This is a genomic window from Bulleidia sp. zg-1006 (assembly GCF_016812035.1).
Lineage (GTDB): Bacteria > Bacillota_I > Bacilli_A > Erysipelotrichales > Erysipelotrichaceae > Bulleidia.
Window position 1 is genome coordinate 801,914 of record NZ_CP069178.1, and the last position, 13,250, is coordinate 815,163.

A 13,250-nucleotide genomic window follows, 5' to 3' on the forward strand; every position below is an offset into this window, starting at 1 on the left:
CGTAATTCATAATTTGTCTTTAACAACTGGTTGCTAATCTATTCTTCAATCCCTTGCATACAAAAAGGATACCTTGTCGTCTTTTTTTATCACATCAGTATCCTTAATCAATTTCTATGTTTATTCTATTAAAAAGAAGCCTATTTTTCATAAGCTTCAATAATTTTTTGTACCAGAGGATGACGAACGACATCTCTTCCATCCATCGTTACAACCGCTATATCATTCACATGTGCCAAGCGCTTTTGCACATCCGCTAAGCCAGATAACTTGATGTCTTTTAAGTCTACCTGTGAACTATCTCCAGCAATAATCATCTTGGAATGAAACCCCAATCGTGTTAAGAACATCTTCATTTGTGCATTGGATGTGTTTTGCGCTTCGTCTAAGATAATATAAGCATTCTCCAAAGTTCTTCCTCGCATATACGCCAACGGGGCTATCTCTATGGTTCCTTTTTCCATAAGCTTTTCCGTTTGCTCTAATCCTAGCATCGTATGTAAAGCATCGTATAAAGGTGTTAAATAAGGATCTACTTTTTCTTTCAAATCTCCCGGCAAAAAGCCCAGGCTTTCACCTGCTTCCACTGCTGGTCTAGTTAGAATAATACGGTCTACCTCATGATTTTTTAAAGCCGTAACCGCTTTAACCACTGCCAGAAAAGTCTTACCCGTCCCGGCTGGACCAATCGCAATCACAATTGTATTGTTTTCCATAGCTTTTGCAAAATGGTATTGACCAAGTGTCTTTGGCTTAATACTTTTACCTGAAAAGGTACGCCCAATTTGAAGCTGATCCACAAAATCCAATTGATTTCCTTGCCTATTTTGAATTAAAAATTGCACTTCCTTCAAAGATAAAGAATGGTTCTTTTTCACAAAACGAACTAACTCTTTCAAAATAGAAAGCACTTCTTCTTTTCCTTCTATTATGAATTGATTATCACGCAAAAGAATTTGACTTTGGAAAGCTGCTTCCAGTTCTTTTAAGTATTTATCTTGTGGTCCAACAAGAATTTGTAAGTCTTGGGTACTTACATCATTGATATCTATTGTTTTACTCATATAACTAATTTTACCATAAGACGGTATAATAATCTTATGCAAAGTATTCGTTATTCCTTAATTAAAAAAGCTGAAAAGAAATTTCAAATTTCAGTTGATTATCCTTTTCAAAGAAATCCCGAAGCACAGGTCTTTCGTATTCCCAATCAAAAGACTTGGTTTGCGCTATTTCTGCGCATATCAAAAAGAAAATTAGGTATGGATAGCGATGAAATGGTGGATATTGTTAATCTAAAATGTGATGAATTTATCGCTGGGACATTGAGACGAAATCCCGGTTATTTCCCTGCATATCATATGAAAAAAGCGAATTGGATTTCAGTTGTTTTAGATGGAACAGTTCCTAGTGATGAAATTTTAGATTTACTGGAAATGAGTTATGACAATTGCCTTAAACCCAAGAAACAAAAATCTTTTGGCAATCAAACTTGGATTATTCCCTCCAATCCAAAGTACTATGATATTCATCAAGAAATTGAACAAAGTGAAGACCATAGTCTCCTTTGGCAACAATACCCTAATTTTCATCAAGGCGATACCATCTTTATCTATGAAACTGCCCCAAGTCAAAAAATTATTTATGAAGGCTATGTCAGTGAAGAAAATATCCCTTATCAGTATGAAGATGAACACTTTTCTTTTAAACGAGGTATGAAAATTAAAATTATTCGTGATTATCGTCATCATGATTTTACTTTATCGGTAATGAAGACATATGGTATCGGTGCCATTCGTGGTCCTCGCCATTTACCGGAAGAACTCATTCAAGATTTAAGAGCTTTATGGTAGATTGTAAAATTAAATGCAACAATAAAAAAAGAAGTCAATGACTTCTTTAGAAGTTACTTGTTGCGCTTTCTAGCCTTTTTCGCAGCTTCAATTTTAAGCTTACGCTTAATACCCGGCTTGACGTAATATTCTCTCTTACGAGCTTCTGCGAGGGTTCCATTGCGGGAGACCTGGCGCTTAAAACGACGCAAAGCATCATCAAGGTTTTCATTTTCTTTTAATACAACTCTTGCCATTCAACAACCCTCCTTTCAACTTAGCTTTATGATTATACCCTAAAATAAATAAATTGACAATAGAAAAACGATTCTATCGAACCGCTATATAAATTGAAACATTAATTGCAAATGATATTTTTTAATAAAAGTAGGATTGTTTTTTAAGAATTTTTAAGTTTCAAAACCCAAGTTCTTTAAATTAGAAAGAAAACAATCCTATCTAGCAGTTTTATTCTATAACAAGACCAACCTTTTTCCAAGTTTAAAAGAGCTAATTTTCTAAAAAATCAACTTTCTCATTCTAACATTATGAAAATTTACAAAACATTAGCTTATTTGTTGAATTTCTTCTTCAAATAGTTCCTTTGGTGTCCTGAAATTGAATAGCTTTCTAGGATAATCATTCATCCATTCCTCTACCATTTTAACCTTAATTTTTGAAATGTCGTTTAATGATTCACCTTTTTTAAACCATCGCCTGATATATCTATTTTGATTTTCGTTACTTCCTCTTTCACAACTAGTATATGGATGACAATAGTAGATATCTACCCTCTTTTTCCTTTTAGAAACACAAGATGTTGTCATTCCTTTATAATCAGAAAATTCTGATCCATTGTCTACAGTTATAGTCTTGAATATGTTCTTGAATTGGCTTGTAAAAGCCTTTTCTAAACGATTTAGAACCCTAACTACAGCTTTTGAACCTCGTTTCACCTTAAAAATCATTTCATAGCGTGTTTTACGCTCCGTTAGAACCAACAAAGACTGATTATCTTTACTTTTTCCTATAACCGAATCCATTTCCCAATTACCAAATTCTTCTCTGGAAAGAATAGATTGTGGACGTTGTTCAATGGTACATTCTTTTGGTTTTCTCCATTTACGAAAATGAGTTATTTTCTGCCTTTTTTTCTTTCTATCATATATTAAATCACTTTTTTCTATTGCTAAAACGCCTTTGTAAACATAGTTATAAATCGTTCTGGATGATATGTTTATGCTGAATTGAAGATTGAAACGCTGTATGTTATTAACAACAACAGCTGGACTACATTTCAATTTAGTAATGCAATCGGTTATATATTTGCTAAGTTTATGGTCGTTTTTTAATTTTATTTCCTTTCCTTTGTTTGTTTGATTTTGACAATATTTTTCCTGTGCAATGACTGGCGAATAGTCTATTCTTCTTTTTAAACTACTTTCAAGTCGGCTATATTTTCCTCTTGTCAACTCTCGATAAATCGTTGAAAGATTAACATCAAGTATCTTTGATATTTCCTTTTTATTATAATGATGATGAAGTAAACGCTCTAATAATAGTCTTTTTTCTAAATTCAAATGCTTGAATGGCTTTCTCATTCTAAAATCCTCTCTAATTCTATTTTCTAAGAATTTTTATGAAAGCAACACTACTTTCAGCTTCTATCAGTCATTCTCAATAAAAAAATAGCAAGACTTTTTGTTTTAATACAAATGTCTTGCTATTTTTAAGGGGAATGAAAAACTTAACTATTTATTGCTTTTTCTTTCTGGAAAATCCAGCTATTTTTAACTGGACGTATTTACCATCTATTTCTAATTTTAATAATGCTTGATAGGCTTTACCATCTTTGTTGGTTAATTCTTCGCTAATAGTACCACCATTTAATAGCTTTATTACTTTAGCTTCAGTTAAATGGATAGTATCGTTAAATCGTTTGAAATCTTCATTTAAAACAAAATCACAAGTTTTATCTCTAAAACCCTCACAATAATAGACGTTTTTTAATGTCTTTTTTGATTTTGTTTTTAAAACATTCTTTCCACATTTTAGACAACAGCCTATTTCTCGACTAAACGTTTGCGTATGACTAAGTGTTCCTTTATAGCTGTTATCTTTTGTTTCTTGAAATTGCTTTACTACAGATTCCATTACAATATTTGGATTTTTGTTGTTGTCTTTGACTTCTTGCAACAACATCCACCATTTGGCGGTTGTTTCAGCTGATTTGATTTCTTCTGGAATTAAGGAGCAAAATTCTTGCCCTAATTTCGTTGAAAGGATTTTTTTGCCGTCCATTTCTAAGAAACCTTTTTTAATTAGATTGTCTACAACAATAGCCCTTGTGGCTACTGTTCCTATTGAGCCATGCTCACCTACTTTTCCCTTATCTTTATCTTTTAATACTTTTTTTAGAGCATCGTTTGTAACATATTTTGAAATGCTGCTCATATCTTTAATGAGTGTTTTTGGTGTATAAGCCTGTAATGGTTTTGTTTGTTTTTCATTGATAAAATACTGTTTAAATACACCTTTATGTGTTCCTTGCGGTAAGTTTTGATTATTTTCTTTGATTTTTAAATAATCAAAATAAGCTATAAATCCTTTATCTAAAACTACAGAATCTTCGTAACTTAAAACACCTTGTTTTAAAGGATATTGACAACTATGTATCTTTTTTCTTAATGGCGGTAAAAATTGCATAATATAGCGTTCACATATCGCAATATAAACATTTTTTTGTTTCTCGCTCATGGTTGCTAAATGAATAGGTATTGCCTGTGGAACAATACCATGGTGTGCTGATACCTTTTCATCGTTGAAACATTTCGATTGAATAGTATAATCAACCGGAAAATTAGTACTGATATTTTTAAAAACAAGTGGCAACAACGATTTAGCATTTTTGAAATGTTCCATTTTTAAATATTGACAATCACTGCGATTATAAGTAATCGCTTTGTATTTTTCTCTTAATTCTTGCGTGATTTTCATTGTTTCACTTAAAGAATAACCATAGCGTCCATTCATGTCAGCTTGTAATTCCGTTGCATTGTAAGGTAATGGTGGAGTGAGTATTTTTTCTTCTACCTTAAAATCAAATTGAAAAACATTTTGTTTTTGTATTTCTTCTAGGATAGGTAAAAAAACATCTTTATTTAAAATTTTAGTTTCTTCTTTGTTTTGCTTATAGGAAAAACACAACGCTTGATTTTGAATTTGAAACTCTACCTCTAACGTAAAATACGTTTGTTTTTGATGGTTTTTAATGGCTATATCACGATTGACAACTAAAGCTAATGTAGGAGTTTGAACACGTCCTATGGATAAGGGCTTGTGTAGACGATAGGAGGCTAATCTTGAATGATTGATTCCAAAACATTTATCCGCCATTTGTCTAGCATAAGCCATTCTACCCATAGATTGAAATTTTTGGTTATCTTCCATTTGTTCAAATGCTTTTCGGATGTTATTAGGCAAGTTATCATTGATTAACACTCGTTTCACTGTTCCTTTAAAATGATAGTGTTCTAAAATTTCATCAATTAATAGCTGTCCTTCTTCATCTGGGTCGCCACAATGAATTACCTCTTGTACATTTTTTAGTAACTTGCCTATCAAATGTAATCTATTTGTTGCATAGGCTTTTTCTTTATCTTTATAGGTTGTTTTTTTCCAATTTGGAAACGCAATTGGTAAAAGACTTATGTCAGACTTATTTTTATATTTTTCATCATAGTCTTCTGGTTCTGCCAAATTCAATAAATGTCCATAAGCCCATGTGATAACATATTCATCATTTTCAAATGTTCCATGTTTTTCTTTAGTGTGACCAATTAAAGCTTGGGCAATGGCTACTCCTAATTCTGGTTTTTCAGCTATAACCAATTTTTTCATCTTTTTTCTCCTTTTTCATAAAAAAAGCAGTAAAAATCATCATGATTTTACCGCCAAAACTTTATTCCCTCGTATAATAGTGTTTTTAAGCGTTTCTAGGCACTTTATGTGTTGGATGATATATTTATCAAAAAAACTATTTATACCACCTTAAACGTTAAATATGAGGGTCATTTTTTCTTAAATTCTTTAAAATATATGATTATATAATTTATGAAGCCTTATTACAAAAAAGCAGTCCTTTGATTGGATTGCTTTTTTTGACTAGATAGGTTCAATGTTTTCTAAAACTTGAGCCTAAATATAGTATGACACAATTTCCGATTAATTAAACCCTTTCAATTTCAAAGTTTACACTGTGTTTTTTACCATTGTTAATTTCGTTGTTGTTTTGGTTCAATATGACTGGACAACAAAACTGACAACAATTCGTTTTTTACTAATAATTGACAATGGATTTTTTCTTCAGCCATCATTGCTTCATAGTCTTTAAAATTCATAGCGGCAATTCTCTCTGACAAGTGATACACCAATACGATTAGATCATCATAAATATCTTCCATATCATTAGCATCGCATTCAAAATCATATCGTGTTCCGTATTCTGTTTCATTCGCCTCAATTTTTAACATTTTTTCTTTTCTTCCTTTCTATTTAAAAGAAGGACAACTGTCCTCTTTTTAATACTTAGTTCTAAATTCTCGAATAAAATTCTGATAGTCTTCAAATATCCCTGTTTTTGAAATATCGTTTCTTTGACTGGATAAGATGGCTTGATTTTCAAAACTGGATTTTTCGATTGGTGCTACTTGATTTCTAAGTTTTGTTTCAAATACTCTATCTCCAAATAACATCTTCAAATATTGATAGGCAATTTTCGATACTTTCGTTCGTGTTACCATATTGCTAATGATTGCCATATCACATTCTAAATCATAATCTTCAACACAGCCTAATATCGTTTCAATCGTATGATTTAGTCCTTGGAAGGATTCATAATCTAATTTGGTTGGAATAATTACTAAATCTTCTTCGCTTTTGCAAGCACTAATCGAATTGTAAGTCAGTGCTGATTCAAATGGGCTATTATCAATAATGGCATAATCATAGTCATTTTCGATAAATTGCAACGCTTTCTTTAGCCGTCCATCACGATTATTTTCATTCTTTAATCGGTTTTCAATGTAACTTAGTTCGTGGCTAGCTGCTAATACGTCCATATTTTCATATTTTGTTTTAATAATATTGTTTTTGACATCACTTGGATTTAAAAGCACGTTAGCTACTGTCTTTTTGTTTTCAACTTCAATAGCATAATTCATCATACTTTGAATTTCATTCTTTGCTTGTTGAAAATTCATCGTTTCCTGCAAGGACTTATTTTCCATGTACTGAATGAATAACTTTTCTTTTTCCTGTTCTTGCTTGCGATTAATTACAATGCTCGACAAGTTATGTTGTGGGTCTAAATCAATCAACAAAATCTTCCGTTTTTCTTTAGCTAAACCATAGGCTAAATTCAAGGTTATGGATGTTTTTCCGACACCCCCTTTTTCGTTAATAATACTAATTTTCCTCATGTTTTTGTTTTCCTTTCTCGCCTCTTGCACTTTCTATCAGGGGCTTTTTATAAACGAAAACGAAAAGGTGGAGCTTCGTAGAAGACTACCTTGTAGTTGAAGTGGAAAAGCTCAATACTAAGATTGTTTATTACTCAATTGATTTAAAAAGTATTCTTTTTTCGTCATTTCTTTCAATTTCTGTAGCTTTAATTGTTCAATAGCAACTAAAGCGTTTTGTTGACGGAAAAAATCAACTTTTCTAATCCTTTCTTTTTCTTCGTCATACACCATTTCAATAAAACTTGGAAACAGTCTTAATAAATCAATCAACAAAATAAATGTTTTTAAAGTTTCCCCATCCACTTGATAGCCATACTCTTTTTCTTTGCTTTGTTCCTCTTTCTTTTCTTCTTGTTCTTTATTAAACTGTTCTTTATTAAACTGATTCGTCATATCCATCAATTTAAACAATATATTTTCAAAAAAAGAATGTTGTTTTAAATAGGTTTTTTCATTTAAAGTGATTTGCAAAAATTCTTTAATCAGGCATTCAATAAAGCCGATTTTAACACCATACCGTTGTTTAAAACTAAGCCATTGGTCTTCTTCTTGTATAGAACAAACAACTTGAAATAATTTAGATAATTCATTTTTCTTTTCGCTAAATTTACTAATGGAAACATTATCAAAATCGCTAATTTCATATATCTTTTCATCGATTTTCATTTGAATTTTTATCTCATTTTTAGCGTTCAAATGGGGTATGAAAAAATGCTTAGCATTTACTTGTTCTTTTAAATGGATTTCTTTTTTCTCGTCTTCAATGATGTCTATATTTTCAACAATTTTTTTCCATTCTCTTTCCTTTCGCAAAATGGGAACAGTGTTACTTTTTTTCAAAATTAGACTTGCGTTATACCAATCTAAAACTGGATTAAAAAAAAGTAATTCAATACATCGTTCTAATTCGCATTGTCTCGTTAATATATCTTTGAAATTATTTTCCAAAACAAGTGAATTAGAACTCTTTTTACCGTCCAAAGCTATTCATCTCCTTTCTTACATAAAAAAGAGGACATCTGTCCTTCTTTTGCTAATTTTCCATAAATGGGCACGCCGAATGGTATGTTTCTGGATGTTTTTTCTCACATTCAACAAATTCTAAGTATTGCACTATCTTATCCGGTCTATCTCTCCATACTTCAGGAATTTCAACCCCATCTACATATTGAACTTTTTCTAAAATGTATTTTCCATTACCATAATCGGTCTTTACCCATTTGTTTTCCACTTTTTTTCCTACTAAATCATCCACATGAATTTCTTTTTTATCATTGCTAACCGTTATTCCAGCCTTTTCGGCTACCTTTTTATCATAGTGAACGCTTAGAGTAGTTGTATCCCCAATCTTTAACTTATAGTTATCTTTTGTAACGTATTTTAAAGTCTTTTCAAATTCCTCGATTTTTTTATTTTTTGTAGGATTGATTTTGTTTGAAAGCACCTTTATATACCCTTTTCCATTCCATCCTGTTACTTTGTATTCTAAGTTTTTTGTTAAATCAATCGTAAATATATCCTGTTGTACATTTGCTTGTTGAATGTTGCTGCCTTTGAAAAACACAAAAGCCATCATACCAATAATACCTAATAGAATAATCACAATAGATACTCTAATCATTACTTTATTTTTGTTCATGTTTCACTCCCTCTTTTGGTGAGGCAAAACCGGTTATCTTTTTGCCTTGCCATCTTCCTTTGATAATGTTTTTTCCTTTCACAGTAATGTTTTCATAGAAAACAATGCTTGAACCTAATGGATTGGGGGCTTGAAAATATACACCATTTTCATTTACTCGAATGTTGCCATGGGAACAAACCACCTCATAAGTATCGTCTCCTAAATATTTTACTGAATCAATATAGGCTACATGACCAACGGCATCATTAAAGTCTAATGAGATAACTCCATTCTTGACTGGATAATCTGTTTCAGTAAATCTAGGATAAAAACGATTGACGTATTTATACATTTCATTCCCATTGCCTGTTTTTCCCTCAACCCCTTTTCCATATTTTTTTAAAAGTCTCCAATTGACAAATTCAACACATTGATACTTATTTTGTCCTTTTAAATGAAACAAGTGATGTTCTTCTAAATCTTCGTAAATTTTTTTCCAGAGTTTAACAGCATCACTCGTCTCCGTCCCATCTGCGTTATACCATTTCTTTTCAAAACATTTTCCCTTACCTTTTCCAGGATAAATTTTTATAACCTTGGCGTTCCATTTATGTTGTTCATCCATATCTTTTTGAATTTTAAGATTTTCTTTTTCTCCAATTAATTTAAAAATATGCTTATGTTCTAATAAATTCTTTTTTGTATCACCATAAGCATTTTTTACATTGATAATCTTTATTTTTTCTTTATTATCTAATTCAACTTCCATCATATCACCGGCTTTTTTAGAATACGCTGGAGCAACTTCTGCCAAATACCATTCTTCATCAGAAAATTCGATAAAATGAAGCCCTAATTTATCCGTTTTCACTTCTGAAATCCTATTTTTGAAAATAATAGAATTTGCTGTATATTGCACATCTTTGTACTGCTGTTTATTCGCAACCACAAAATCTCCCTCGGCTTGTATTTGAATCCCATTGGTGGTGAATGCTAAACAAGCAGGCTCTTTCACTTTAGAATTGAAAAAGGATGTTACAATCAAAACAACCCACAAAACAGCCAATATGACAGAAAATACAGCTAGAAAAGTAACGATAATCACGGTTTTAGTAACGATAAAAACAATTAAATTAATGATTAGAGCAATCATTAATCTAACCAATTTTAAAGGATGTTTTAGATAGTAAAGGACAGTTTTTCGATTTTTCCATAACTTTTTAATCAGTTTTTTACCTATTTTTGCACTACTTCTTCCCATTCTTATGGATTTATTAGTAGCTTTGTAGCCTAATTTTTGCGTTTGAGCACCAACTTTATTTTCAAGATTATTTCCTCTTGTCAGTTGATAACTTGCTTTTTTTATTTGGCTTTTTGTATTGTAAATAGCCTTTTTCCCTTGTCTTATTACTGTAGTTTTATCTCTACGAAAAGCCTTTAATAATTTATCCTTATGCTTTTTTGTGTCTAACTTCTTTTTTCGTAAAGCATATTTATTGTAGGTTAAGGAAATGTCTTTCGCTTTCTCTTTATTTTTCATCGCCCTTTGTCGGGTTATTTTCATAGCCGCTGTATAATATTTTTTCTTAGCTATCACATAGCTTAAAGCTGCCACTCTTGAGCCATATTGAGCAATTTTTTTTACTTTGTAAGGATACATTACTGCCGAATACACTTGTTGTTGTACCAATCGATACGTCATATATTTAGTAGCTTGACTTTGAAAATTTACTTGGTTTACACGACTAAAATCAATTACATCTGGACGATAGGATTTGACTTGATAATATCCTTGTTTTATTAAGCTTTCACCAGTATACACGCTTGTTTTAGATAATACTGTTGTTGCTTTAACGGCTGTATATGCCTTTTTTTGCAACAAATCTTTGGAAAATTGGGAATAATGCAATCCACTTGTTTCCATATTAACCCCTTACTATATCATCATTTTCTTTTGAAATCGTTAATGCTTTGTCTACTTCATGTCCTACTTGGTGAGCCACCAGTAAATCATAGTAATGTTCAAACGCTCCTTCCAACATTGCCCCACTAACAATGCCCATTTCTAATAATTTAAAATCATCAATTAGTTGAAATACTTGTTTATCTGATATATGTTTAGCCAATTCTTCGATGAAATTTCCCAATTTTTCAAAATTGCTTGGTACAATCGTATCCTTTTTGATTTTTTCGTTTATATCCTCAATATATTCTTTCAACTTCATTTCTTTAACTAAACGTCTGAATGGCTCGTCTTCCTCTAATCTTCGCTTTAGCTGGTTCAAAAAAATCAAGCGTTGTGTTTCCGTTGAAACAGAATAAACTTGCATCATATAGCGTGCATTAGCTTTAGTTGTCATATCTTGGTCTTGATACAATTCCAACAAAATACGAATAGGAACATTCTTATTTAGTGCTAAACTTCTTCTAATCATTGAATTTTTTGATTTAGCCAATTCTTCTATTCTTTTTTCATCTTTCGCAAATAATGCTTCTTTTATTAGATTTTGTAATTCTTGTTGTTCCATGTTTTCTCCTTTCTAAAAAGGTGGTCAAATGACCACCTTATCTTTCCATCTCTTTTTCTTTATTAGAAATATGACTATCTTTTCGGCTATATTCTTTTTTAGCCGCTGATTTTAAATCATTTAGATTTAATGATGAAGCCTCATATTCCTTTTTCAAAGGATGCCCTGCAACCAAAGCATTATCAGCAACCACGGCATCTCCTTCAACCCGACCGAACTCTTGTACAACGGCATTATCTTTGATCAAAACATTATCTTTAACCACCGCATAATTTCTGACTTTCGCATTACCTTTGACCCAAGCGTTTCCTTTAACCACGGCATTCCCTTCAACCAAAGCGTCATCTCCAACCCAAGCATTATCTTTAACCCAAGCCTTACCTGTAACCACAGCATGCCCTTTGATCATTGCGTTTCCTGTAACTTCGGCATAATTTCTGACCACGGCATCATCTTCAACCACGGCATTCCCTGTAACCACCGCTTCACCAAAGACCCAAGCCTTCCCTGTTTGGCTTAAATTTTCTTCCTTTTCTACAAAACCACCTAAATCCCCAGCCTTTACATCTCCAAAAGAAGTCAAAGCTTTGATTCTGTATACTTTCCTTCCCCCAACCATCTTAGTTTCGGATGTTAATTCATATTTCTTCTTTTCCTTTAAAGGTTCATTTTTTGTCACTTCTTGGATAAATTCATCTAACAACATTTCTACCGATGAAGCCAAACCAGAATATAAATATTTTTCGGCTTTAACTTCATATTTTCTGCAAGTGTCATAATCTGGGGTGATGTTGCCGAATGGTTTGTAGCCCATCACTATAGCTATGCCGTTAATATCGTATATATCAGCGTGCCAACCCTCACGACCACAAGTGTAGGCTATAGGATTTTTGTAATTTAGCAAACTTTGTAACCGGCAATAACCAACTTTAATAATTTTTCCATAATTCTTTTCGATTTCTTTTTTAGTTGTTTTTAATTTCATTTTTTCTTTTCTCCTTTCTACAAAAAAAGAGGACATCTGTCCTTTTTATCTTTCCATCTCTTTTTCTTTTGTTGGAATTGGTTGTTTTTGAGAGTTATATTTTTCTTTAGCCTTTTTCTTCAATTCAGCTAAATGCAATCTTTTTTTGTCCAACTTCTTTTTCCTTTTATTGGCTAATCTTTCCATTTCATCACAAATTCGTTTCACCTTGCTTACATCTTTAGAGTCAAAGGTAAATTTTAAAACATCCTTGCTTTTTAACATAACGACCGGTTTATTGTCTTCATCTTCGATAAGGTTACAAAAGTCTTGAACAAAACGCTTTTCTCGGTCAGTTAAATGAGTTATATCTTCATTTGCCTTTTCTAAAATATCCCCATAATCACTAGGCAATTTTGAAACAAGTAAATTGACCCCACTTTTTTTACAAAGTTTGAGAAAATCTTTGATTTCTATTTTTTGGTCTAAGGTTAATTCTGTTTCGGCTTGACGATGTGTTTCCTCTCCTAATTGATCCCATACAAAAGCGTTTTTCATCATCCTTCCTTGATGTTTTTTAAGGGCTGATTGCAGGCTTTTATCATCGTATACTCTCCAATCGTGTATCCCTTTTCGTATTGCTGAAAAGATAGTGCCTGCTCCTGAATAGCCAATTCTAAGTAAATTCAATAATTTGTCTTTCGCTTCAAAATTATCATTTGCATCGAATATCATTTTTCTTTTCTCCTTTCTACAAAAAAGGAGGACATCTGTCCTTCTTTT

At 31.8% G+C, this 13,250-nt stretch carries 13 protein-coding genes; 1 reads left to right on the plus strand and 12 read right to left on the minus strand.

The features are described from left to right. Nucleotides 1-140: 140 nt before the first annotated feature. Nucleotides 141-1,064: a PhoH family protein gene (locus tag JOS54_RS04000; protein WP_203244349.1), complete on the minus strand. Its 924-nt coding sequence runs from the start codon at nt 1,062-1,064 to the stop codon at nt 141-143. Between the two features lie 36 nt (nt 1,065-1,100). Between JOS54_RS04000 and JOS54_RS04005 the strand changes: the two genes are divergently transcribed. Next, the gene (locus JOS54_RS04005) at nt 1,101-1,853 is read left to right on the plus strand and encodes an MmcQ/YjbR family DNA-binding protein (RefSeq protein ID WP_203244350.1); all 753 of its coding nucleotides are present in this window, start codon (nt 1,101-1,103) and stop codon (nt 1,851-1,853) included. A gap of 53 nt (nt 1,854-1,906) precedes the next feature. Here JOS54_RS04005 and rpsU read toward each other — a convergent pair whose 3' ends face one another. The 11 genes from rpsU to JOS54_RS04060 all read right to left on the minus strand — a co-directional run bounded on the left by rpsU (nt 1,907) and on the right by JOS54_RS04060 (nt 13,202). Further along, the gene (rpsU, locus tag JOS54_RS04010; protein ID WP_006627631.1) at nt 1,907-2,089 is read right to left on the minus strand and encodes a 30S ribosomal protein S21; all 183 of its coding nucleotides are present in this window, start codon (nt 2,087-2,089) and stop codon (nt 1,907-1,909) included. Between the two features lie 309 nt (nt 2,090-2,398). Continuing rightward, nucleotides 2,399-3,433, minus strand: coding sequence for an IS30 family transposase (locus JOS54_RS04015; RefSeq protein ID WP_203244351.1), 1,035 nt, complete (start codon nt 3,431-3,433; stop codon nt 2,399-2,401). Nucleotides 3,434-3,587: 154 nt separating this feature from the next. Then, entirely contained in the window at nt 3,588-5,732 is a 2,145-nt protein-coding gene (locus JOS54_RS04020; RefSeq protein WP_203244352.1) for a DNA topoisomerase, read from the minus strand. A gap of 374 nt (nt 5,733-6,106) precedes the next feature. Next, on the minus strand, nt 6,107-6,364 hold the full coding sequence (locus JOS54_RS04025; protein ID WP_203244353.1) for a hypothetical protein: 258 nt from the start codon (nt 6,362-6,364) through the stop codon (nt 6,107-6,109). A gap of 48 nt (nt 6,365-6,412) precedes the next feature. Further along, nucleotides 6,413-7,312 (minus strand): ParA family protein, encoded by a 900-nt coding sequence (locus tag JOS54_RS04030; protein WP_203244354.1) that lies wholly within the window; start codon nt 7,310-7,312, stop codon nt 6,413-6,415. A gap of 117 nt (nt 7,313-7,429) precedes the next feature. Next, nucleotides 7,430-8,335: a hypothetical protein gene (locus JOS54_RS04035; protein ID WP_203244355.1), complete on the minus strand. Its 906-nt coding sequence runs from the start codon at nt 8,333-8,335 to the stop codon at nt 7,430-7,432. 52 nt (nt 8,336-8,387) lie between these two features. Then, nucleotides 8,388-8,993: a hypothetical protein gene (locus tag JOS54_RS04040; RefSeq protein ID WP_203244356.1), complete on the minus strand. Its 606-nt coding sequence runs from the start codon at nt 8,991-8,993 to the stop codon at nt 8,388-8,390. Further along, nucleotides 8,980-10,899, minus strand: a complete 1,920-nt coding sequence (locus JOS54_RS04045) for a CHAP domain-containing protein (protein ID WP_203244357.1) — start codon at nt 10,897-10,899, stop codon at nt 8,980-8,982. Before JOS54_RS04045 ends, JOS54_RS04040 begins: the two co-directional genes overlap by 14 nt. Before the next feature lies 1 nt (nt 10,900). Beyond that, on the minus strand, nt 10,901-11,503 hold the full coding sequence (locus JOS54_RS04050) for a hypothetical protein (RefSeq protein ID WP_203244358.1): 603 nt from the start codon (nt 11,501-11,503) through the stop codon (nt 10,901-10,903). A 37-nt stretch (nt 11,504-11,540) separates the two neighbouring features. Continuing rightward, the gene (locus JOS54_RS04055; RefSeq protein WP_203244359.1) at nt 11,541-12,488 is read right to left on the minus strand and encodes a hypothetical protein; all 948 of its coding nucleotides are present in this window, start codon (nt 12,486-12,488) and stop codon (nt 11,541-11,543) included. Nucleotides 12,489-12,533: 45 nt separating this feature from the next. Next, a complete protein-coding gene (locus JOS54_RS04060) occupies nt 12,534-13,202 on the minus strand; it encodes a hypothetical protein (protein ID WP_203244360.1) in 669 nt (222 codons plus the stop codon). Nucleotides 13,203-13,250 lie beyond the last annotated feature (48 nt).

What these genes read in the sequence shown, in the direction of transcription:
- JOS54_RS04000 (WP_203244349.1), bottom strand. Translation starts at nt 1,064, where the DNA reads ATGAGTAAAACAATAGATATCAATGATGTAAGTACCCAAGACTTACAA.
- JOS54_RS04005 (WP_203244350.1), top strand. Translation starts at nt 1,101, where the DNA reads ATGCAAAGTATTCGTTATTCCTTAATTAAAAAAGCTGAAAAGAAATTT.
- rpsU (WP_006627631.1), bottom strand. Translation starts at nt 2,089, where the DNA reads ATGGCAAGAGTTGTATTAAAAGAAAATGAAAACCTTGATGATGCTTTG.
- JOS54_RS04015 (WP_203244351.1), bottom strand. Translation starts at nt 3,433, where the DNA reads ATGAGAAAGCCATTCAAGCATTTGAATTTAGAAAAAAGACTATTATTA.
- JOS54_RS04020 (WP_203244352.1), bottom strand. Translation starts at nt 5,732, where the DNA reads ATGAAAAAATTGGTTATAGCTGAAAAACCAGAATTAGGAGTAGCCATT.
- JOS54_RS04025 (WP_203244353.1), bottom strand. Translation starts at nt 6,364, where the DNA reads ATGTTAAAAATTGAGGCGAATGAAACAGAATACGGAACACGATATGAT.
- JOS54_RS04030 (WP_203244354.1), bottom strand. Translation starts at nt 7,312, where the DNA reads ATGAGGAAAATTAGTATTATTAACGAAAAAGGGGGTGTCGGAAAAACA.
- JOS54_RS04040 (WP_203244356.1), bottom strand. Translation starts at nt 8,993, where the DNA reads ATGAACAAAAATAAAGTAATGATTAGAGTATCTATTGTGATTATTCTA.
- JOS54_RS04045 (WP_203244357.1), bottom strand. Translation starts at nt 10,899, where the DNA reads ATGGAAACAAGTGGATTGCATTATTCCCAATTTTCCAAAGATTTGTTG.
- JOS54_RS04050 (WP_203244358.1), bottom strand. Translation starts at nt 11,503, where the DNA reads ATGGAACAACAAGAATTACAAAATCTAATAAAAGAAGCATTATTTGCG.
- JOS54_RS04055 (WP_203244359.1), bottom strand. Translation starts at nt 12,488, where the DNA reads ATGAAATTAAAAACAACTAAAAAAGAAATCGAAAAGAATTATGGAAAA.
- JOS54_RS04060 (WP_203244360.1), bottom strand. Translation starts at nt 13,202, where the DNA reads ATGATATTCGATGCAAATGATAATTTTGAAGCGAAAGACAAATTATTG.